We start from the raw sequence: 23,161 nt of genomic DNA on the forward strand, positions 1-23,161 counted from the left end.
GGTTAAACCGCACAGAGAAGCTATCGTCTCTGGGCGGGAGTGAGTGGCGTGGGCTTTGCATAAGCGGTAGCTGACCCGAAGCGAGATGCTTCGGGTGGCTGGGAGGCCCTATGAAACTTGGTGTGAACCAGATTGCCGTGCTCTACTACGCCGGCGGCTTGCTCCTGATGAAGGGGATCTCCCTGCTGATGCTGCCGGTGCTGACCCATCAGCTGCTGCCTCGTGAATACGGCCAGCTGGAGGTGCTGTTGACCCTCATCAATCTGGGCTCCCTGATCCTTGGCTTCGGGCTGGTGGATGCCCTCTACCGCTTTGCCGGATTGGCGAAAGATGAGCAGGAGCGCCAGCAGGTAGTGGCCCGCATGTTTGGTCTGGTCTGGCTGATCGCCCTGGCCAGTCTGGTGCTGCTCTGGCTGCTGGCACCTGTGGTGCAAGCCTGGCTGCCGGTGGAAACCCGCCTTGCGGATGTGCGCTGGGTGCTTTGCGCCCTGCCGTTTGAAGGGGTGATCGGCGTGCCACTGGCATGGCTGCGGATGCGCAATCAGGCGCGGCTCTTTTTCGTGGCGACCGCAGGCAAGGCGGTGATCCAGTCGGTGCTGACCGGCTGGTGGCTCTGGCTCGGCTGGGGCGTGAGCGGGGTGCTGGCCTCCGGCACTCTGACCTGCGTTGCACTGGCGCTGCTGCTGAGCCTCTGGCAGTGGCGAGATAGCGGGATCCGCTTTGACTGGCAGCACTATCGGCCGCTGCTGCGCTATGGATTGCCCCTGGTGGTGAGCGGGCTGGCAGGTTTTGCCCTGAGCGGACTGGATCGCTGGCTGCTGGCCGATGTGGTGGGGGAGGCGCTGCTTGCCTACTACGCGGTGGCGGGCAAGCTGGCGCTGGCGGTGGGGCTGTTGCTGCAACCCTTTGCTCTCTGGTGGTATCCCCGCCGTTTCATGCTGCTGCGCGAGCCGGATGGACTGCGGCTCAATGCCCACTACAGCGTGATGGGGTCGGTACTGGGGTTTGTTACTGCGGGGATTGTCGGGCTTACCGCCCCCTTGCTTATTCGCTGGCTGACTCCGGAGAGCTATCATGGAGCGATCGCCTATATTCCGCTGCTGGTGCTGGGTATGGCGGTGCGCAATGTTTCGGACTTGCTCAATGTCGGCTGCTTTAGCGGCGAGAAGAGCAATGCCCAGATGGTGATCAATCTGGGCTGCAGCGCCCTTGGGGTAGCAGGCTTTCTGCTCGCCATCCCCCCCTTCGGGGTCGCCGGGGTGATCTGGACCCTACTGCTGGTCTATCTGGTGCGGGCGCTGGCCTTTTATCTGGTGAGCCAGCGGTTGCTGCCGCTGCCGTATCGCCTCTCGACCCTCTGGGCCAGTTCCCTCGGGGCGCTGGCGATGGTCTGGCTCGGCCAATGGTGGGCAGGATCATGGCTCGTCTAACGCCAGCCATCTGGGCAAGCGCCATCTGTCTGGTGCTGGCACTGCTCTGGTGGCGGCTGCCCCATCCCTTGCTGCTGCCGGTGCTCGGCCTTGCCATTCCCGCCATCTGGTTTGCCCTGCGCTGGCCCTTCTTGATGGTGCTGGGGTTTGTCACTTTCTCCTTCTTTCGGCTGCATGAGGTGTTCCCCCAGCTCTATCCCCTCAAGATCCCGCTGCTCTTCTCGCTGGCCGCCATCGGTGCGCTGGTCTGGCACATTTTGCTGACCGGTCGGATCAAGCCCTACTGGAGTCCAGCCCTGAGCTGGCTGACGGCCTTCTTTGTGATGGTCTCCATCGGTGTGCTGTTTGCCAGCAACCGGGGCGAGGCGATCGCCACCTGGACCGGCAGCTACAGCAAGATCTATCTGATGACCCTGGCCACCGCCTGGCTGGTGCGCACTCCGGGGGATTTTGCGCTGGCGGTACGTACCTTCGTGGTAGCGGGCTGTCTGGTGGCGCTGGTGGCCCTCTACAACAAGGCGAGCGGGATCGGGCTGGTGGAGGGCACCCGGGTGACCATAGGGCGCGAGCTGGGCTCTGTGCTGGGGGATCCCAACGATCTGGCGCTGGTGCTGCTCTTTCCTGCCGGCTTTTCATTGAGCTTGCTGCTCAATCAGGGCAATGGGGTGGGGGGGCGTTTGCTGGGGGGGCTTGGCTTTGCGCTGACCGCCGCCGCAATTATCGCCACCCAGAGCCGCGGTGGTCTGCTGGGTATCTGCGCCGTTGGTGGCCTGTTTGCCTGGCAGCGGGTGAAGTCGAAAACCCTGTTGATCTCGCTGGGGATGGTCGCGCTGGTGGTGCTGTTTGCCGCTGCCGGGATCAGCGACCGGGCATCTGGCGGCGCCGCCGAGAGCGGTGTCGATGCTTCGGCCATGGGGCGGATCTACGCCTGGCAAGCGGCCTGGGGCATGGCTCTGGGCCATCCGCTGGTGGGGGTGGGCTTGTCCAATTTCTATTACAACTACTTCTTCTACAGCCCCCATTGGGATGGACTCAATCATGCGGTGCACTCCACCTGGTTCGGGGTGCTGGCTGAAACCGGCTTTGTCGGGCTGGCGCTGTTTATCGGCATGGTGGCGGTGACCCTGCGCAGTTGCTGGCGTTGCCAGCTTGCTGGCATGCCTCCTGCAGTGATCACGGCGATGCAGGGGGTGATGGCCAGCATGGTGGGGTTTGTGATTTCGGGATCCTTCCTGACCCAGGGCTTTACCTGGCCCATCTATCTGGAATTGGCGCTGGCCGTCGCCGCCATCAAGTACGTGCAGCAGGCGGCCACTGAGGTGAAGGCCACCTCTGAGGATCATCAGGAGGCAACCCGGTTGCCGGCAGTGCCACCAAAGGGAGCAAGAGGATGAACGCAACCCCTGTTTTGCTGGTTCACTACGGAGAGGACTGGATCCGCGGCAGCGAACGCTGCCTGCTGGATCTGCTGGCCCACCTCGATCGCAGCCGGTTTACGCCGTTGCTCTGGTGCAATAGCCCAACGCTGGCGGCAGAGGCGGCCACCCTCGGGGTAGAAACCATGGTCGAGCCCTTCAGCCTGCTGCTGGGATGGCAGGCGCCCCGTTTTGATCTTGCTGCCCATCGGCGCCTCTCCTGGAGAGCCAGAGAGCTCATCACCGAGCGGCAGATTGGGCTGGTGCACGCCAACAGCGCGGCTCCTTGTCAGTGGCTGGCGGGGGTCTGTCGGGCGTTGCAGGTGCCGCTGGTGTGCCACCTCCATGCCCGTTACCAGCCCAGAGACAGGTTCAGCCTGCGGGTCCATCAGGCCAGCGTGCTGATCGGGGTGAGCGAGCCGGTGTTGACCGGTTGGCGCCAGGATGGCTGCGCGGCCGAGCGGTTGATCCGGGTACCCAACGGGGTGGATGCCGCTCGCCTGAATGGCGGTGCTCACTGGCCGGTCGTCGGCATGCTGGGCTTGCCCCCGGGGGATATGATCATCGCAACCGTCGGCTCCCTGATCAAACGCAAAGGGATTGATCTGCTGATCCGCTCGCTGGCTGCCCTGATGGCATCGGGGGAGGAGGCCCAGTTGCTGATCATTGGCAGCGGCCCGGAGCGGGAAGCACTGATGGCGTTGGCTGTCGAGCTCGGGGTGGCCGAGCGTGTCCACTTTCTCGGTGAGCGGCCGGACAGTGCCGCTATCTTGCGGGGCGGGGTGGATCTGCTGGTCTCTGGAGCCCGTGAGGAGGTGTTTGGTCTGACGTTGGCGGAGGCGGGCATGTTGGGGCTCCCGGTCAGTGCCTATCGGGTGGGCGGCATCCCCGAAGTGGTGGAGGAGGGGGTGACCGGCTTGCTGGCAACCCCGGGGGATTGGGCCGAGATGGCTGATCACTGGCGGCAATTGAGCAATCCGCAGCGCCGATGTGAAATGGGGCGGGCCGCTCAGTTGCGTGCCGCACAGTTGTTCACGGTGGCGCGCTATATCGATGGCGTCACGGCGGTGTGGGACGCCGCGCGGGCTGGTCGTTGGCACTCAACGGCCCCCACACCCTTCCGACCACTCATTCATTGGGCGGGGCAACGACTCCTTGCCAGAGGGCGCGATATGCTGGCGAGTGGGATGGCCAAAGTGGCGCAAAAAGTGCAACTGGGGTTTGGCCGCCGCAAGGTGCCAGAGTAAGGGAGCAGCAAGATGAGCATGCAAACTGAGCCGGTGTTCGGAAAGGTCATCGTTGTGGATCCTATCCCGTTTCGCGGTGGCTCCAAGGTTGCGACCGAAGTGCTGCTCGATGAGTTGGCCAAACGGATGCCCGGGCTCACATGCCATGTGTTGACCCAGGATCCCGACTCCTGGTCCCGTTGTCAGCATCATCCTCTTTGGTTGCCCCACATATTGAAGGGGCGGGAGTCCGGCATCGGTTATCTGCTTAAACAGGGGTGGCAGACCCTGCTGATCCTCTGGCTGGTGTTGCGTCTGGGGCAGGTGAAGTGCCTGGTGGCGGCGTCCGGGCCGGGGGTGGATCTCTGCTGTTACTGGGCTGCCCGCTGGTTGCGGTGCCGGGTGGTTCAGCTGATCCATGGCCCTGTGGGGTGCTCGGGCCTCTCTGCCAGGGCCTTGCAACGGGCGAGTTTTGTGTTTTATCTCGAATCAACCCGCAGCTCCCTGGCGGCATTGCTGGCCAGGCTTGGCGAGACCGAGTTCCCGTCACACTGGCAGCCATTTACCAATGGTTTGAGCGAGATTGATTGGCCCAAAGCGACTCTGGGGGGGCCTCGTATTTTGTGGGCGGCTTCGTTGTTGCGCTGGAAGGGGCTGGAGACCATGCTGGCCGCCCATCAACTGATCCCTGACGCTCGCCCCGAGCTGATGGTGTGCTATCTGCAGCCCAAGGGCACGCTGCAACCCTGCAGCCAGCCTCAGCCACAGCTGCCAGACACGCACTGGTATGCCAACCCCGCCAATCTTGACGAGATCCGATCTCGATGCGGCATTTTTGTCTCCACCAGTCATCAGGAACCGTTTGGTCTCTCCATTCTGGAGGCCATGGCGGCAGGATTATGCGTAGTGATCCCGGCCGATGGCGCCTGGTGGGATCGACACCTCACCGATGACGTGAATTGCTGCAAATATCAGCCAAACGATCCCGGCGATCTGGCGCGGGTGCTGGCCAGCCTCAATGCCATGCCCGACGTGGTCAAGCGACTTGGCCATCATGCCCGCCTGCATGCCATGGTCCATTACAACGCGGCGGATACCTATCAAAGCACACTGGATCAGTGGGAAGGTATGTTGCGATGGGATGCGTTGAGCCTTGCCGTGCATGGTTAGCGCGCAGTGGTTCCCCGTGGGGAGGATGGGGGCGCATGAGGGACTTATGGGCAGACTGGTTGCGGGAGGCTGGGTGACTCCGCCACTCTGATGCAGTTACGGCCGGATGATTTGGCGGTGTAGAGCGCAGCATCAGCCAGTTTGACCAGTTCAGATGGCTGCCAGTGACTCGATGGTCTGAGGCAGGCAACACCCATGCTAACTGTCACCAGACCGGTGGCATTTTGTGCGTGTGGCTGCGCCAGTGCAAAAATCAGCCGTTGGATATGTTGGGCAATTTCATAGGCGGATTGACGCTCGACATGTGGCAACAGGATGACAAATTCCTCTCCGCCGTAGCGGGCCACCAACTCCCCCGAGCGGCGCCCGGATTGCGCCAGGGTATGGGCCAGCAATCGAAGGCACTCGTCACCGGCAACGTGGCCATATAGGTCGTTGAACTGCTTGAAATGATCGATGTCGAGCATGATGAGCGCAATCGGCATCTCTGTCTGAATACAGTGCTCCCAGGCCTGGTTCAATGAGTTGTCGAACAGACGACGGTTGCCGATGTTGGTGAGCCCGTCGGTATTGCTGAGCGCTTCCAGTTTCCGGTTCGCTTCCGCCAGCTCCTTGGTTCTGACATCGATAATGAGCTCCAGCTCATGTTGGCGCTCCTCCAGACTGGTCATCGGGTAAATTTCGCTTTCCCGAGCCGCACTGTAAGGGATGGAGATACTGCTGTGAGCAATTTTCCACGCCATGGCTTCGTGTCGAAAAATCAATACCAGTCTGGCGGTTCTGCGGGAGAGGATAGGTTCTGATTTCGGTAGATGGATATGAAAGAAGGCGGTGACCGCCACCACATCAGCGGCCAGATCTTGCAGGGTCACATCGAGTATTTCCAGGCGGATCCTTCCCGGGATCTGGGCAAAATCGCGGCGGGTTATCCGGATCCACTCATCCCTATCGGTAACCAGAACATCACTGCTGCCGGCAAAACCGCTGAAATTGTCGCTAAACCGCGTGGTGAGCCGATCATCCCGTGATGAATACATCTCGATGTACTCATCAAACAGTGAGCGGATCAACTGTTCCCGTTCAGTGGTCATTGCGCTGGGCCCATGTGAAGTGGTCACGTTTTTCAAACGTTCGATTGAACTATAGTCAATTATGTCATTTTAATTGGCTATCTATTTTGATTTTTCTCGTTTTTTTGTTCGATTACCGTTATTGGCAAGTGTCCGTAAGGTCAGTCAGAACAAGGTACCATGGAGAGGATTAGCATGGCTGTCCGGTGCATATCCTCCTCATCTCTATTACGCATCGGGGTGACCACCGGTGACAAGACGGCGGGTCTGCATGCAGATCCCCAGACTGCAGGCATCAGGTAACCCAGAGTGCCTCGCGGCGATCAATGGCTGGCGAGATAGGGGCTGATATCCACCTCGTCAATGAGCTCCGGGCTCATGTAACGCTTGGCATAGCGCAGGTAGACGCCAGAGCGGAGAAAGAGCGCAAACAGCTCGGGGTCGATATGGTGATCCTGTTGCATGAATCCCATGATGCGGATGGCCTCCGAAAGAGATTTGGCTTTCTTGTAGGGGCGATCGCCGGCGGTCAGCGCCTCGAAGATATCGGCGATGGCCATCATCCGGGCAGGGATGCTCATCTCGTCCCGTTTCAGCCGCTTGGGATAACCAGTGCCATCCATCTTCTCATGGTGTCCCCCTGCGATTTCCGGCACCTGTTTCAGGTTGGCGGGGAAGGGGAGTTTTTCGAGCATGATGATGGTCTGGATCATGTGCTCGTTGATCTTGTAGCGCTCCTCATCTGTGAGGGTGCCCCGGCGGATGGCGAGGTTGTAGAGCTCGCCGCGGTTATAGAGGTATTCAGGGGTGTTGACCTGAAATCCCCAAGGGTTGTCAGGGGCAAGGCGGTCGCGGTTGCTGCGGGTGAAGAGGTGATCCGGGCGATCGGCCAACAAGGGTTCGGTGACTGGCAGCGGTGACTCCGCGGCCCGCTGTTTGCGCGCCAGTTCATCCTGAGAGATCCCAATCCGATCGGAGAGCGTGCGCTGCCAGGTGCGGCCCGCGATCTGCTGCAGCCTTGCAATATCCTCTGTGGCCATAAATTCGCCCCCTTCGTTGCAATGGGCGATAAAGGTAAACTCCTCATCCAGCTGTTGCCATTGCTGTTGCAGCGTGGCCTGTAACGTGGCCTCATCACCCCCATGGAGACGTGCCTGCCAGTAGGCAATCTCGGCATCCCGTTTCAGCACTTCAAAGCGCATCCTGACCTCGTGAATGCGATCGCACAGGGTTTCCAGCTTGGTGGCCTTGTCGACCACAAACTCCGGAGTGGTGACTTTGCCGCAGTCGTGCAGCCAAGCCGCGATATGTATTGCTTCCCACTGTTTTTCATCGAGCGAGAAGTGTTGGAAGGGGCCCTCCTTGGCCTCACATGCCGCTTCTGCCAGCATCTTGGTCAGTTCGGGGACTCGTTGACAGTGGCCACCGGTATAGGGGCTCTTGGCATCGATGGCCCCTGCGATGAGCTGGATAAAGGCTTCCAGCAGATTGCGCTGCTCCTCCAGCAGTCGCTGGGTGGTGAGTGCCACGGCGGCGGTGGAAGAGAGCGCGTTGACAAATGCCATCCGCTGCGGGGTCAGTGACTTCTTCCGTTCATCGATCAGAAACACCAGGGTGCCGAGCAGTTGGCAATCACGGTTTTTCAGGGCAATCGGCCAGAAGGTCAGTGGTGTGTCGCTCTCCTCGATGTAGGGAAACAGGATCTGCAATTCGCTGGTGACCAACGCAACGGGTTCCAGTTCTACTCCTTGCAAGCTCTGGAACAGTGGATGTTTTGGCTGATTGAGGGTTCCGATACTGTGGATCGGCGTTTGCTCCTGCACCTCGCCATTCCAGCACAACCCTGCCAGATCCAGCGTCTTGTTGCCGCTATCGGAGAGGTAGAGCATGCAGCCTGTTGCACCGGTCAGTTGCTGCATTTCGGTGAGCAGCCGCACCAGCAAGCGGGGGAAACTGGTCTCGCTGGAGAGGGAGGTGGAAAGCTGCAAAAAGCGCTGGATGGTCGATTTCATGTCGCCCATGGCCTGGGAGAGATCGATGATTTCAGCAATATAGGAGTTGACTCTGATCGGATCGTTGAAGTCGAAGTGGGCGATTTTTCCTGCTTCTTGAGTCAGGTCATCAAGGGGCCTGGCGGCGGTTCTGGCGAGCTTGATGGCCGCGAACAGGGCAAAGATCAGGAAGATGCCCGACAGAAGGAAGGTCTGATTGCGGATGGTGAAGGCGGTGGCCAGCAACTCATCGACAGGTGCTGCAATCCAGAGGGTTAATTTTGACCCATCGGCTTCCGGTAAAGTGATACGCATTCCTTGCCAATCATTGCCCTCTGATTTAAAGGAAAGACTATCTGCGTTCTGATTCTGACTGGCATTCATCAAGTGTTGTATCATAGGCAGGTCGGCTTCGGTCACTCTTGCAAGTCGATAAGCGCCATGTTCATGAATCAGCATCCCACCTTTATGACTTGTCATTAGCTCGCCCTGCTCATTGACGATGGCTAGACGCATATTGGGGGTTATCTTGGCGGATTTGAGCAGGCGCTCGATAGCTCGGAGGTTCAGGCTCATCCCTATGACGCCAGCCCCATTTTGCATTGGTTCGGCAAAACTCAGGTACATCTCCTGAGTATCGTGCGAGATATAGAGAGGGGATTGCACCAGCTGTCCACTCTGCTTGGCCTGAATAAACCATGGATGCTCTATTGGATCAAAAAATTGTCCTGATTCCTCTTGCCGTTCAATGATGGTGAGATTGTCGGCCAGCGCGAAGGTCTCCGTAAGAGTGGTTGCCTCTTGATGCCGGATGCTCTTCACGATCCAGCGGGTATTGGCGGGCGGCGTTAGGTGTTGTACCTCGGTATCGGCAGGCCAGCGCATGAGCCAGAATAGATCGCCGTTGTTGTAACCGGCATACACCGCGTTGGCAGAAGGTTGTCCTTTGAGCAGGGTTGTCATGTAGGGAAGGCTGGCCATTCGCTCTGACAGGGTCTTGGCTTCGGTCAGGCGCTGTTGGGCGAGCAGATTGACGCTTAAAGCTGAGGTGCTGAACAGCCCTTCTAAAGCCTGAGTGGTGATTTGGCCAATCAGGGTGAATCTCTCTTCAGCCTCTTTCATCAGCATGGTTTTGGTTTGCCGATATTGGTGACTAAGAGTGATCAAGGCAAACACCAGCAATAAACCCAGAAACAGATGGGCAATATGAACATACAAGGGGATAACGCGGCGAATGAGATTCATGTTATCTCCGTAAATGGATGGGTTTGTTGAGTGGGGTATAAATGAGATAGCCCAACAGGATAATAGGTAGCTTCATGGTGTTCGCCCTTGCTGCTTGCATTAAAGAGACCCCGTTGCGTAAACCACCAGATGACGATAAATGGAAAGGGGTGATAAATCCTTTTGTTTATTCACCCATCGCAGTAGCCAAAAATGATCCACGGCGATGTTACCGCAGAGTTCTGTGATCGTGATTCTTTTCACTCTGGAGATGGATTGAAACCCTCTTTTTGCGGGAAGGACGCCGAGATATTCAGCAGCTTGGTTTCTTCATCCAGCGACACAGTAACGGTGGCGCCATGAGCTTCCAGCATGATTTTGCCATGATAGCCATTGTGACTGTGTGCTTCTTTGTTGTTATTAGAGGATGGGAATCTGTCGAACAGAGAGAGGACATTGTTGATATCCAGCAAGGTCGAGCTATCAATATTTAAAATAATGCTATCGGGGAATTTCAGACATACAATTTCCACGCAGGAGGAGGGCGTCGCATGCTCACAAGCGAGCCGTGTCAATATTTGAAACGCGGAATAACAGAGAAATTCGTCACCTGCGATGAATAGCTCGTCATAGAGGTAATTTTTGGGTTTGGTCAGCTTGATATCGAGCTTTTTCCCGGCATAGAGATTTTTGAATTGCACCGAAAGCCGGTTGAAAATATTAAAGAGCTGGACTTTACCCGCTTTCAAAACAAAGGTGCCGGTTTCAATCTGGTAAATCTCGCTGGCCAGCCGGGTCAATGCCAGTGCATCGCCTACAGATTTTCTGGTGATGGATAGCTGGGTTTTTTGGAGCATGTTGAGCGATGAGTCGGCCGCTAGCTCTTCCAGCAGGTGTAGCGCGTTGAGCAGGGGCTCCCGAATTTCATAGCGGATATTGAACTCGAGGCTCTCTTTGAGCGCATTGAGCTCAAGCATCTGATCGAACTCTTTTTGCAGATCTCTTCTGGCATGCACCAGCCGCATCAGATTGGCAATGCGAAAACGCAGCATCTCGATGTCGATCGGCTTGGTGATAAAATCGACGGCCCCCAGTTTCATCGCCCGTTTACGGGAATAGATATCATCCAGTGCCGTCATAAAGACGATGGGGATGTGCTCAGAGTGGGGATGTTCACGCAAAATTCTGGCGACATCGAATCCGTTCAGGTTGGGCATCATGATATCGAGCAGCACCAGATCGGGTGGATTATCCGATTGGCAGATCCTGATCGCTTTTTCGCCATCCTTGACCAACTTGAGATGAAACTCTTTGCGAAATACCGAGGTGATCAGCATCAAATTATCTGGAACATCGTCAACCACCAGAATGGTTGGACTATCCTGATTGCTGGCGACCAGATCGCTGTTGGAAAAACGGTGCAAACGACCGAATTCAAATTGTGAAAGTGGGGGCTGCGACTGGCTGGTTGCCAACAGCAGCCGAGTGATCCTGGTTTTAAGGGTATCGGGCTTGAGCGGGGTCAAGATAATGTCAGAGACTTTCGCCTGGACAAATTGTTCGATCAATGGGCGATCTGTCCCTGAGGTCAGGGTCAAAAATGGCAGTGTGTGATGAGGTGCCCTACTGCGAATATTTTTCAGCAGCGTGAGCAAGTTTGCCGAATCGAGATCGATATTGCAGATGATCATGGCGGCAGGGCCATCAGCCACGCAACGTTCCAGCGCCTCGACACTCTCCACCACCGTAATCTGGCTTATGCCAATGGCTCGTAACTGATTGCATAGCGCATCGCTGTGCACATTATCTTTTTCCAGTACCAGCGTGGGCCCGGAAATTATTTTTGCTATGTCCATATGGCTATCTGATGTGCCCATCTGTCGCTGTATCCTGCCAGCTCATTTTGAGCATGATAATATAGGGTGCATGACCCCGGTCAACCGATACCTCTGCAACCTTGCGCTGGAAATATAAATCTGCAAGCTGGCTCATCACCCAACGTGATAAAGAGAGCAATCCGATATCATCATACCGTTGGTGCTGACCCATCTTCTGATGGTGTACAACCGCCATTACCCCATATCCACTTTTTTCTTGTATCCGATTTATCCCTTGTGAGTTGCTGGCTCCTGTCGGGTTGTGCGCACATTTCAACCGGGTTGTCATGGCTGCCTGTCGGGGGATCCGTTATGGTGTGAGAAAGGTTGGCAGGGGTCGCCATCCTCCATCTTGGCAGGGAGAATCACGAGATATGGAACATCTTGCCCCGAGCGCGGCTCATCCTATGGTGCTGCTGGTTGATGATAAGAGTGGCTGCCACAAGTTGATGAATGCGCTGCTCGGTGAGTGCCTTTTATTGCACGTCTTCTCCTGTGAGGCGGTGCTGATGATGGCCAGGCAGAACGATGGAGCATGCTGTCAACCATGAAATCGCGTCTCTGGCACATTGCTGCCGTGCTGTTGCTCTCCCTGATGTTGGCCACGCTGGTCGACGCCTTCTATCTGGAGCTGGAGCGGCAGGAGTATCGCCAGTCGCTGGATACCCGCATTCAGCGCGAGGGCGACAATCTGCAGCAACTGACCCTCTCAAGCAAGGGGATGGGGGCGGTGCAACTGGCTGGCCGCCTCAACCGCGAGATCCAGCAATCGTCACTGCTCGAGCGGGGGGAGCTGAGCCCGAGCGAAGCTCTGCAGGTGTTGGCGCAGGGGGTGAAGGCCAATCATGCCTTTGTTACCAATAAAGCAGGGGTGATTGTCCGTGATTGGGATGCGCTTGGCCGCCATGTCGTCGGGCAGGATGTGTCGTTTCGCTCCTACTTCAGGCAAGGGCTCAAGGGGCTGGAAACAGTAGATGCCGGGGTTAGCCTCAATACCGGCAAGCGGATGATCTATGTGGCGGCGCCAGTCTCTCACGATCGGGCGCAAGGAAGCGACATTACCGGGGTGGTGGTAGCGCGCTACGAGATGGCGCTGCTCGATACCTTTCTGGCCGGGTGGGGCGATACCATCGGTTTGCTGGTCTCGCCAGATGGAGTGGTGATGGCCAGCAACAAGAGCGACTGGCAAATGGCGGTGGTGGGACCGAACTCTGCCGCCAGGCAACAGCAGCTCTTTGCCTCTCGCCTATATGGACACTACTTTGCCCCGGATCGCAAACCGGTGATCCTGCCTGCACTCGATGGCAGTGAAGTTCGGATAGGGAAAGATAGCTATCTGGTGAGCCGCATGCCTATCGAGTGGCACGATGCCAAAGGGCAGTGGACGCTGCTGCTGTTGGGCAATGTGGAACAGGCCGTGTCAGGATGGCGGCGAGTGGCCTTGTTCGGCACCGCCCTGTTGATATGTCTGAGCTCGGCCCTGCTCTGGCAGGGGCGGATGTTGCGTCGCCGCAGTATCCGCGAGCGCAACGAGCAGTTTGCCTTCCAGCAGGCATTGATCGATACCCTGCCACATCCTCTCTTCTATACCGATAATCAGGGTCGCCTGCTGGGGGTAAATCGCGCCTTTACCAGCTCATTTGGTGGTGCCCGCCCGCTCGAGGGCAAGCGGTTGGCGGAGTTGCCCCAACTTGCCGGGTTGGACTCGGCGGATGAGGACAACACCTTGTTGAGGGTGGCTGGCAGCCAGGCCAGAACGCAGCATGAGGTGCGCCTGTTTTCGCCGGATGGCCGTCCTCTGGACATGCTCTATTTTCTCTCGGGGATCGAGCTTGCCGAGAGCGAGCGAAGCGGTGCGGTCGGCAGCTTGGTCGACATCACCCCGATCCGTGCCGCCGAGCAGGCCATGCGGGAGGCTCATGACCGGATAGCGGCAGATCGCCAGCGGCTGCACGAGAGCGAGCAGCGGATCCAGTCCATGGTGCGCAACGTACCGGGTATGGTCTATCGCTGCTTGCCTCATCATCCCTGGACCATGTTGTTCGTCAGCGACGAGGCGGAAAAATTAACCGGCTATCCCGCCAGCGATTTTGTCGATAACAGCCGCGATTTTGGTGACTTGATCCATCCTGATGACCTCGAACTGAGCAACCGCAACACCATCGATGCCATTGCCGAACATCGGCAATACATCAACGAGTATCGCATCTTCGATCGCTGGGGTCAGCTCCGCTGGGTCTACTCCATCGGACTCGCCACCTATGATGCCGAGGGTAAGGCCATCTATCTGGACGGAATCATCTTCGATTTCAGCGACCGTAAGCAGGCTGAGGCCGCCATGCTAGAAGCTAGGCAGATCGCCGAAGATGCCACCCGAACCAAGAGCGAATTTTTGGCCAACATGAGCCATGAGATCCGCACGCCAATGAATGCCATCATCGGCATGGCCCATCTGGTGCTGCAAACCAACCTCTCCCCCGAGCAGCACAACTATGTGAGCAAGATAGACAGAGCGGCGAACAACCTGCTCGGGATCCTCAACGACATCCTTGACTTCTCCAAGATGGAGGCGGGCAAGCTGCAACTGGAGAAGGTGGATTTCCAGCTCAACGAGGTGTTCGAGTGGCTGGCGGACCTTACGGCGTTTCGGGCGCGGGAAAAGGGGCTGGCGCTGCTGTTCGATCTGGCCGCTGATCTGCCTGACCGTTTGTGCGGCGATCCCCTGCGGCTTGGCCAGATCCTGCTCAACCTGACCAGCAATGCCATCAAGTTCACCGAGCAGGGAGAGGTGATTGTCCGGCTGGCACGCAGTAACGAGCGAGATGGCAAGATCTGGCTGCAGGGCAGTGTGCAGGATAGCGGTATCGGCATGACAGCCGAGCAGTGCCAGCGTCTCTTCCACTCCTTTGAACAGGCTGACAGCTCGACCACCCGCAAATATGGTGGCACCGGTCTTGGTTTGGCCATCACGCACAATCTGGTGCAACTGATGGACGGTGAGATCCGGGTGGAGAGCGCCCCGGGGCAGGGCAGCGAGTTCCACTTCCGTATCTGTCTCGCCACCCTGGCGGATCAGGGTAAGGAGAAAGAGCAACGTGTGGCCATGCCGCTGGCGCCGCAGCGTCTGCTGTTGCTGGAGTCGTGTCCTGCTTCGCGAGCGGCCATTCTCCACCAGCTGGCGGCGCTGCCTGTTGAGCTTGTCTGCGCGGACGAGCCCGCCGCAGTGCTGGCACTGCTGCATCAAGGCATCGCGGCGTGCAAGCCCTGTGATCGAGTTGTGCTGGGCTGGCTGGAGGGGGAGAGCTGGTTGTCAGAGGTGCTGCAGGAGGTTAGCACGCTGGCAGCGCCGCCCGCGATCTTGCTGATCACCTCGGGCGATCCCGCACCGCTTGCCAGCTATGTTGCTGCGCTGGGGTTGGCGCCGTGTGATGTGCTGGCCCATCCGTTTACCCCGCAGGCACTGTGTCAGGCATTGTGTAAGGCGCAGGGGGGTGATGCCGTGGTATCGGATGCAAGCCCCCATCATCAGGTTGCGCTGCCCGCTCATGGGCTGGCGGGGGCTCGTCTGCTGTTGGTGGATGATAACGACATGAACCGGGAGGTGGCGCTGGCCCTGCTGGGCAAGGAGCAGATCTCCCTGGTCTGTGCTTGCGATGGGGCACAGGCGCTCGCCCTGCTGGCGCAAGATCGCGGGTTTGACGGTATCCTGATGGATTGCCAGATGCCGGTGATGGACGGGTACACCGCGACCCGGTTGATCCGCGCCGATCCGGCGCTGGCCCGGATCCCCATTATCGCCATGACAGCCAGCACCATGGTCGGGGATAAAGAGAAGGCGCTGGCGGCAGGCATGAATGACCACATCGCCAAACCCTTGAATATGCCGCTGTTGCTGGCGACCCTCTCGCACTGGATCACACCCGCCAGACCTCTGGCTGCCGCCAGCAAGTTGCAGGTGACTGACGATGCGACCCCTTGGCAAGGCGTGCCCGGCCTTGACGTGCAGCGGGGCATGGCCGTGATGGGGGGCGACAGTGCGCTCTACCGCAATATGTTGCAGCGCTTTTGTAACGGGCAACAGGGGTTTGAAGCCAGTTTCCACTCGGCGTGGGCCTCGGATGACAACGTCACGGCCCGGCGTCTGGCTCACACCCTCAAGGGCAGTGCCAGCACCATAGGGGCGACAGGTGTGGCGGATCAGGCGGCGCTGCTCGAGCAAGCCTGTGAAGAGGGGGATGATGCAGGGGTCGCAACCCGCTTGCCATCCCTGATGGCCGAGCTGAAGCCCCTGCTGTCTGGGCTGGAAGCCGCGCTGGCAGTGTCCCCTGTGACGATGGGCGCTTCCCAAGGCATCGATGCCGGGATGCTGGCGGCGCAACTCCAGCAGTTGGGGGCCTTGCTGGCACAGAGCGATGCCCAGGCGTTGGCGCTTTGTCAGCAGATTGAGGCTGATCTGGCTGGCAGTGCATTGCCGCTGCGTGCTGCATTTCAAGAGGTGAGCCGGGCGGTCAACGAGTTCGAGTTCGATAAGGCGCTGCAGTTGCTGGCACCACTGCTTGGGTGATGGTTAACACCCTTATCGTTTGTCATGTTCATCGTCATCCAAACTCATTTTTTGGGGTTGCCATTGAACAAGAATAATTATCATCTATATCGGTGGAGATGGATATTTACGCTCTGGTTAATTACGCAGGGTGACGTGAAGGTAAATAGTGTGAATGCGTGCGGTAACATCTGTAACTAGGTGAGCGAATGCATCGCGAGTTAAATATGTACACTATGTTGCAGGCAGCCTTCCACCTTGCCTTTTCTCTTACCATTAATTTGAATGCAGATTCACGATGATGCGTAAACATATCCGTGGGTGCGATATTTTACTCACCAGCATCCAGGACAATAAAGAGTGGGGGGGAGCGTATTGATATGCATACATCTGCGGCATCTTTTCATTAAGCGGTGTTAAACGGCAGGGAGGCCAAGCGGGGTTGTGCTGTGTGGGCTCGCAGTAGAACGTGTCGCACTGAAGCGCAGGTAAAATGCAAACTGAAACCAAGCGACAGCAGGTAAATCTTGCCGTGCAGGCCGTGCTTGCTACCGGTGGTAGCTGGCCGTGAGACCGTTTTGGTGTGGAGAGGCAAGTCAGGAGGTTGTCCCGTGGATGACTGTATGGAATATGCAATGGAATGAGTAAAGATATATTCAATGGATCATTTATGGGTGGGCATCAGTATTGTGAAATGAGCGGTATAGCCAATATTTCAATCATGTTAATTTGGCTCACGGTGAAAGAGAGGATATGTGGTGATTAATTATTTAATATCCAATTAAGTTCATAAAATTTACGGGGTTGCCAAATATCTCTTTGGGGGTAATTAATTTCATTTGTGATGTGGCTCGCTATGAAAATAGGGGTAAGCCGGTCGAAATTGATAGAGATCAATACTGCAGTGTGGGTGAGTCCTTAGCATTTCCGCTATTAAGCATTTATCAAACAAGTGCTCACTACGGGAATAAGTAGAATGGTCGAGGATAATTTTTTATCGGCTCATGGGATTAATCGCCGTGATTTTATGAAATTGTGTGCCGGGATGGCCGCAACCCTGGGATTAAGTCAGCATGCCGTCGCCAAGATGGCCACTGCGCTCACCAGCCCCGAACGGCCGCCGGTGATCTGGATTGGGGCGCAGGAGTGCACCGGTTGTACCGAATCGCTGCTGCGCGCCACCCACCCCACCATCGAGAACCTGATCCTCAACACCATTTCGCTGGAGTACCACGAGGTACTCTCGGCGGCCTTTGGTCATCAGGCGGAAGAGAACAAGCACAACGCCATCAAGCGCTATAAAGGCAAGTATGTGCTGGTAGTGGATGGCTCCATTCCGCTCAAAGATGGTGGCGTCTACTGCATGGTGGCCGGTGAGCCCATCGTCGACCATATTCGCCGTGCCGCCGCCGACGCGGCTGCGGTGATCGCCATCGGCTCCTGCGCCGCCTGGGGCGGTGTGCCTGCCAGCGGCGGCAACCCGACCGGTGCCGTCAGTCTGGAAGAGGCGCTGGGCAATATCGGTACCCCGATCATCAATATCCCGGGCTGCCCGCCCAATCCCCACAACTTCCTCACCACGCTTGCCTACTACATCACCTACGGCAAGCTGCCGGCGCTTGATGCCAAGAATCGCCCGCTGTTTGCCTATGAGCGGCTCATCCACGAAAACTGCGAGCGCCGTCCGCACTTTGACGCAGGTCGCTTTGCCAAGGAGTTCGGTGACGAAGGCCACCGTCAGGGCTGGTGTCTCTATCATCTGGGCTGCAAGGGGCCGGAGACCTACGGCAACTGCTCGACCCTGGAGTTTTGTGATATCGGTGGTGGCATCTGGCCCGTTGGTATCGGTCATCCCTGCTACGGCTGCAACGAGCAGGGGGTCGGCTTCAGCAAGGGGATCTTCCAGCTCGCCAAGGTTGAGAATCCGACCCCGCGGGTCAATAAGCCCGATGTAGCCATTCAGGAAGGGGGTCATATCTCTCCCACTTCCACCGCGCTGATCGGCGGTGCCCTCGGGGTGCTGGTCGGGGTGAGTCTGATGACGGTGCGTGAACTCGGTCGCCAGCAGAAGCGCCATGAAGCCGGGCAGCATCCGTCACGGGAGGAGTGACCGTGAACAGACGCAACTTCCTCAAATTTGCCTCCGTCGGCGCGCTGGCAGCCGGGGCCACCGTGCCCGGTACCGCGCTGGCGGCTGCCAAAAACAAGCCACCCATTCCCGGTGCGCTTGGCATGCTCTACGACTCCACCCTCTGTGTCGGTTGTCAGGCCTGCGTGGCGGAGTGCCAGCGCCTTAACGGCAACCCGGCCAATCCGGCGGGCGAGCAGACCTGGTCCAACAACGACAAGCTGAGCCCCTACACCAACAACATCATTCAGGTGTGGAAGAGTGGCGCGGGCGAGCACAAGGATCAGCTGGTGGATGGCTACGCCTACATCAAGAAGCAGTGCATGCACTGCGTCGATCCCAACTGTGTTTCCGTCTGCCCGGTGCAGGCCCTTAAAAAAGATCCCAAGACCGGCATCGTTCAATACGACCCGAGCGTCTGTACCGGTTGCCGTTATTGCATGGTGGGCTGCCCGTTCGACGTGCCCAAATATGACTACGACAACCCGTTCGGGGCGATCCACAAGTGCGAGCTCTGCAACCAGAAGGGGCTTGAGCGGATCGATCAAGGGAAATTGCCCGGCTGTGTCGAGGTGTGCCCGACCGGCGCCGTCATCTTCGGCACCCGCGAGGAGCTGATGGCCGAAGCCAGGCGTCGCCTGCTGGCGACCCCGGGCAGCGAGTACGCCTATCCGCGCCAGACCTTCAGCGCCAACGATCCCTACCTGCACGAAGTGCCCAACTACCAGCCTTACGTCTATGGCGAGAAGGAGGGGGGCGGCACCCAGGTGCTGGTGCTGGCCGGGGTGCCCTATACCAAGCTCGACATGCCCGATCTGCCGGAGCTCTCCTCCGGTGCCCGCTCCGAGCATATCCAGCACACCCTCTACAAGGGGATGGTGTTGCCCATGGTGGTGCTGACCGGCCTTTCGGTGCTCATTCGCCGCAACACCAAGAATGGTCACGATCACCATCACGATGATGGCCATGATCAGGGGAGTACGCAGATCAAGGATCAGGGCACCACAAAGGGAGGCAAGGATCATGAGTAATCACAAGGCGTATCCCCTCGGCGGCAAGCTGGTCAGCTGGCCTGTGCTGGTGCTGGCCCCCTTTGCCGTGTTGTGCGGCATGTTGATTTTAAAACGCCTCGTCTTCGGGCTGGGCTCGGTCACCGACCTGAATGGCGGCTACCCCTGGGGGCTCTGGATCTCGTTCGATCTCTTGATCGGTACCGGTTTCGCCTGTGGCGGCTGGGCGCTGGCCTGGGCGGTTTATGTGTTCAACCGGGGCGAGTACCACCCGCTGGTGCGACCGGCGCTGTTGGCGAGCCTGTTTGGCTACTCGCTGGGCGGCCTCTCCATCACCATTGACGTGGGCCGTTACTGGAACCTGCCGTACTTCTACCTGCCCGGTCACTTCAACACCTCCTCCGTGCTGTTCGAGACGGCGGTCTGCATGACCATCTATATCGGGGTGATGGCGCTGGAGTTTGCGCCCGTGTTGCTGGAGAAGTTCGGCTGGAAGGCGTCCCTCATTCGCCTCAACAAGATCATGTTCTTCGTGCTGGCGCTGGGGGCGTTGCTGCCCACCATGCACCAATCCTCGATGGGCTCGTTGATGATCGTCGCGGGAGAGAAGATCCATCCGCTCTGGCAAAGCTACGAGTTGCTGCCGGTCTTTTCGCTGCTGACCGCCTTTATCATGGGCTTCTCCATCGTGGTATTTGAGGGCTCCTTGGTGCAGGCGGGACTGGCGGGACGGGGCCCCAACGAGAAGTCGCTCTTCTACAAGCTGACCCAGGTGATCGACATCTTCCTGATCCTGTTTGTGGCGCTGCGTTTTGCCGAGATCGTCATCCACGACAAGTCGGAGTATCTCTCCGAGTTCAATCGCTTCTCCATCATGTTCTGGAGCGAGATTGCGCTGATGATCTTCCCGCTGCTGGTGTTCCACTGGGACAAGAGCCGCCGGGATTCGCGCATGTTGTTCCTGGGGGCCCTCAGCATGCTGCTGGGCGCCGCCCTCTGGCGACTGGATTACTCCCTGCTCGCCTTCAACCCCGGCAATGGCTACCACTACTTCCCCTCTGCGGAGGAAGTGCTGATCTCCCTGGGCTTTGTTGCCATCGAGGTGTGTGCCTATTTGCTGTTGATCCGGCTCTTGCCGGTACTGCCATCACTTGAACGTGTTCACCAAGATTATCAGGCCCGAGGGAAAGCCAACGTATGAGCCAACGTATCACCATAGACCCCATCACCCGCATTGAGGGGCACCTGCGTATCGACTGCGAAATCGAAGGCGGTAAAGTGACCAAAGCCTGGTCGTCCGGCACCATGTGGCGCGGGATGGAGGAGATCGTCAAGGGCAACGACCCGCGCGATGCCTGGATGATAGTGCAGCGCATCTGCGGGGTATGTACCTCCATTCACGCAATCGCCTCGGTGCGGGCGGTGGAGAACGCCATCGGCGCCAAGGTGCCGGTCAATGCCCAGTACATCCGCAACCTCATCATCGCGGCCCATAACATCCACGATCACATCGTCCACTTCTACCAGCTTTCCGCGCTGGACTGGGTGGACATCACCGCGGCCCTTGAGGCCAATCCGCAAAAAGCGGCGGACATGCTCAAGGGGGTATCAACCTGGTCCCTCAACAGTGCCGATGAACTGACCAAGGTGCAGGATACAATCCGTGCGCTGGTGGCGAGCGGCCAGCTTGGCATCTTTGCCAACGGTTACTGGGGTCACAAGGCGATGAAGCTGAGCCCGGAGGTAAACCTCATCGCCGTGGCACACTACCTGCAGGCGCTGGAGTGCCAGCGCGATGCCAACCGCATTGTCGCCATTCTGGGGGGCAAGAGCCCGCACATCCAGAATCTGGCGGTGGGCGGCGTGGCCAACCCCATCAATCTGGATGCGCCGAGCGTGCTCAACCTGGAACGACTGCTCTACGTGAAGAGCTTTATCGACCGGCTCGGCGAGTTTATCGAGCAGGTCTACAAGGTGGATGCAGCCATCATAGCCGCGCACTACCCCGAGTGGCTGAACCTGGGGCAGGGGGCCAAGCACTACCTGAGCGTGCCGGAGCTGCCCACCGATGCTAACGGCGGCAGCTTCCTGATGCCGGGAGGCTACATCGAGAATGGCAATCTGGCGGGATATCGCCCCATCGAGAGCCATCAGGATGGCTGGCTGATGGACGGTATCGCCGAGAGCAACAAGCACGCCTGGTACAAGGATGATGCCCCTCTCAAACCCTGGGAGGGCAAGACCGAGCCCGATTACACCGGCTGGCAGGATGATGGCAAATACTCCTGGGTCAAGTCTCCCACCTTCTACGGCAAGGTGGTGGAGGTGGGTCCGCTTGCAGACTTGCTGGTGAAACTGGCCGCCAAACACCCGGAGACGGTGGCGCACTTCGATCAGCTGAACGGCATCTACAAGGCGCTCACCGGCTCGGCCATCAAGACCGAGCAGCTGCACTCCACCATGGGCCGCATCATCGGCCGCGCGGTGCGCTGCTGCGTGCTCAAAGACACCCTGTCCCATCAGTGGAAGGCGCTGGTGGACAACATCGGCAAGGGGGACACCACTGCCTATATCAAGGCCGAGATCCCGGCGGATAAAGAGTTTCGCGGGGTGGGCTTTGAAGAGGCGCCGCGCGGCATGCTCTCCCACTGGATCGTCATCAAGGGCGGCAAGATCGAGAACTATCAGGCGGTGGTGCCCTCCACCTGGAACTCGGGTCCGCGCAACTTCAACGATGAACCCGGCCCCTACGAACAATCGCTGGTAGGCACCCCGGTGGCCGATCCGGCCAAACCGCTGGAGGTGGTTCGCACCGTCCATTCGTTCGACCCCTGCATGTCCTGTGCGGTGCATGTGGTGGATACCCAGAATGGCGAAACAACTCAGGTGAAGGTGTTGTGATGAACATCCTGATCCTGGGCGTGGGCAACCTGCTCTTGAGTGACGAGGCCGTCGGCGTGCGCATCGTTGAGGGGTTGGGGCGCAACTACCGTTTCGCCCCTGGCATCGAGCTGCTCGATGGCGGTACTGCCGGTATGGAGCTGCTCGAAGCGATGGCCAGTCGCGATCACATCATTCTGGTGGATGCGGTGCGCAGCGGTAATCCGCCGGGCACAGTGGTGACTCTGAAAGATGAGGAGATCCCGACCCTGTTTGGCCGCAAGATCTCCCCGCACCAGCTGGGGCTGGCGGACGTGCTCTCGGCGCTGCACATGACGGGGGAGTCGCCAAAGCGGCTCACTCTGATCGGGGTCGAGCCCGAATCCCTCGAGCCCCGCATCGGCCTCACCCCTGTGGTTGCGGCTGCCATGGGTGAGGCGACGGATCGGATTTTGACCCTGCTGGCTGCCGTTGGTGCGCCCGCCATTGTGCTCTCTGAGCAGGAGAAAGCTGAACAAGCACGGGAGGGCCTATGGCGCAGTCCCATTTAAGCGAGGCTGAGAGAGTGCTGGAGATAGTACCGGAGACAGCGCAGGAGTTTGCCGGTTTTGCCACCAATCCAGCACCCTTGCTGGTAGCCCAGTACGAGCGGATCGCTCGCGAAGAGATGCAGGTGCTGCCCTTCTATCACGCCACCATGCCCATTGTGGCGGAGTGCACGTTGTTTGAAGGTCAGTGGCTCGGCTGCGTGCTCACCCCCTGGATGTTGAGCGTATTGGTGCTGCCGGGGCCGGATCAACTCTGGCCGGTGCGCAGCAGCAGCGATCGGCTCGCCCTGCAGCTCCCCTGCGGCAACATGACCTTTATGGTGGGTGAATTGCCCGAGACGGGACAGTTGCTGGCTTGCTCCCTGATGTCGCCGCTCGATCCCCATCTCGGTGCTGGGGAGGGGCGAGCACTGGTGGGCAGCACCCTCAAGATGCTGCTCTCCTTGCCGGTGCAGCAAGGGGCTGGCGGCGTGGATCTGGGTCGCAGACGGCTATTCGGTGCCCGGCGTGCTCAACCGGCATAGTCGCTAGGTTTCACGCGAAATCAAGTTTAGAATAGGGGGCCATTTTGGCCCCTCACTCCCATGTTCAGACACGCATTCCACCTCTTTTTTGAGTGATGATCCGTGAGTGGTACAAAACAAAAAGG

General features: G+C 58.5%; 15 protein-coding genes. 12 read left to right on the plus strand and 3 right to left on the minus strand.

All coding sequences use genetic code 11. The features are described 5' to 3' along the window. Positions 1-110: 110 nt before the first annotated feature. From I6L49_RS04410 to I6L49_RS04425, 4 genes are read left to right on the plus strand one after another with little or no spacing between them, the layout of a single operon-like run. Positions 111-1,430, plus strand: coding sequence for a lipopolysaccharide biosynthesis protein (locus tag I6L49_RS04410; protein WP_216950691.1), 1,320 nt, complete (start codon positions 111-113; stop codon positions 1,428-1,430). Then, positions 1,418-2,824: an O-antigen ligase family protein gene (locus tag I6L49_RS04415; protein WP_216950692.1), complete on the plus strand. Its 1,407-nt coding sequence runs from the start codon at positions 1,418-1,420 to the stop codon at positions 2,822-2,824. Before I6L49_RS04410 ends, I6L49_RS04415 begins: the two co-directional genes overlap by 13 nt. Continuing rightward, entirely contained in the window at positions 2,821-4,092 is a 1,272-nt protein-coding gene (locus tag I6L49_RS04420; protein WP_216950693.1) for a glycosyltransferase family 4 protein, read from the plus strand. The genes I6L49_RS04415 and I6L49_RS04420 overlap by 4 nt, the downstream gene beginning before the upstream one ends. A gap of 12 nt (positions 4,093-4,104) precedes the next feature. Beyond that, positions 4,105-5,241: a glycosyltransferase family 4 protein gene (locus I6L49_RS04425; RefSeq protein WP_216950694.1), complete on the plus strand. Its 1,137-nt coding sequence runs from the start codon at positions 4,105-4,107 to the stop codon at positions 5,239-5,241. Positions 5,242-5,285: 44 nt separating this feature from the next. On the opposite strand, the gene I6L49_RS04430 is transcribed toward I6L49_RS04425, so the two are convergent. The 3 genes from I6L49_RS04430 to I6L49_RS04440 form a co-directional block, all read right to left on the minus strand. Next, on the minus strand, positions 5,286-6,332 hold the full coding sequence (locus tag I6L49_RS04430; RefSeq protein ID WP_216950695.1) for a diguanylate cyclase: 1,047 nt from the start codon (positions 6,330-6,332) through the stop codon (positions 5,286-5,288). A gap of 302 nt (positions 6,333-6,634) precedes the next feature. Beyond that, positions 6,635-9,547: an HD domain-containing phosphohydrolase gene (locus I6L49_RS04435; RefSeq protein WP_216950696.1), complete on the minus strand. Its 2,913-nt coding sequence runs from the start codon at positions 9,545-9,547 to the stop codon at positions 6,635-6,637. A gap of 239 nt (positions 9,548-9,786) precedes the next feature. Next, positions 9,787-11,403, minus strand: coding sequence for a response regulator (locus I6L49_RS04440; RefSeq protein WP_216950697.1), 1,617 nt, complete (start codon positions 11,401-11,403; stop codon positions 9,787-9,789). Between the two features lie 374 nt (positions 11,404-11,777). On the opposite strand from I6L49_RS04440, the gene I6L49_RS04445 reads away from it, so the two are divergent. From I6L49_RS04445 to hybE, 8 genes are all read left to right on the plus strand, one after another. After that, the gene (locus I6L49_RS04445; RefSeq protein WP_158113075.1) at positions 11,778-11,954 is read left to right on the plus strand and encodes a hypothetical protein; all 177 of its coding nucleotides are present in this window, start codon (positions 11,778-11,780) and stop codon (positions 11,952-11,954) included. After that, positions 11,951-15,967 carry an ATP-binding protein gene (locus I6L49_RS04450; RefSeq protein ID WP_216950698.1) on the plus strand — a complete coding sequence of 1,339 codons (4,017 nt, stop codon included), beginning with the start codon at positions 11,951-11,953 and terminating at the stop codon, positions 15,965-15,967. The genes I6L49_RS04445 and I6L49_RS04450 overlap by 4 nt, the downstream gene beginning before the upstream one ends. A 955-nt stretch (positions 15,968-16,922) precedes the next feature. After that, entirely contained in the window at positions 16,923-18,056 is a 1,134-nt protein-coding gene (gene hybO / locus I6L49_RS04455) for a hydrogenase 2 small subunit (protein WP_216950699.1), read from the plus strand. Positions 18,057-18,058: 2 nt separating this feature from the next. Next, positions 18,059-19,105, plus strand: coding sequence for a hydrogenase 2 operon protein HybA (gene hybA / locus I6L49_RS04460; protein WP_216950700.1), 1,047 nt, complete (start codon positions 18,059-18,061; stop codon positions 19,103-19,105). Then, on the plus strand, positions 19,098-20,285 hold the full coding sequence (hybB, locus tag I6L49_RS04465) for a Ni/Fe-hydrogenase cytochrome b subunit (RefSeq protein ID WP_021230238.1): 1,188 nt from the start codon (positions 19,098-19,100) through the stop codon (positions 20,283-20,285). Before hybA ends, hybB begins: the two co-directional genes overlap by 8 nt. Then, on the plus strand, positions 20,282-21,985 hold the full coding sequence (gene hybC / locus I6L49_RS04470; RefSeq protein ID WP_216950701.1) for a hydrogenase 2 large subunit: 1,704 nt from the start codon (positions 20,282-20,284) through the stop codon (positions 21,983-21,985). Before hybB ends, hybC begins: the two co-directional genes overlap by 4 nt. After that, positions 21,985-22,515 carry a HyaD/HybD family hydrogenase maturation endopeptidase gene (locus tag I6L49_RS04475; protein WP_216950702.1) on the plus strand — a complete coding sequence of 177 codons (531 nt, stop codon included), beginning with the start codon at positions 21,985-21,987 and terminating at the stop codon, positions 22,513-22,515. Before hybC ends, I6L49_RS04475 begins: the two co-directional genes overlap by 1 nt. Beyond that, positions 22,497-23,036, plus strand: a complete 540-nt coding sequence (gene hybE / locus I6L49_RS04480) for a hydrogenase-2 assembly chaperone (protein ID WP_216950703.1) — start codon at positions 22,497-22,499, stop codon at positions 23,034-23,036. Before I6L49_RS04475 ends, hybE begins: the two co-directional genes overlap by 19 nt. Positions 23,037-23,161: the final 125 nt, after the last annotated feature.

Origin of the sequence: Aeromonas sp. FDAARGOS 1419 (genome assembly GCF_019047045.1) — a bacterium.
Lineage (GTDB): Bacteria > Pseudomonadota > Gammaproteobacteria > Enterobacterales > Aeromonadaceae > Aeromonas > Aeromonas veronii.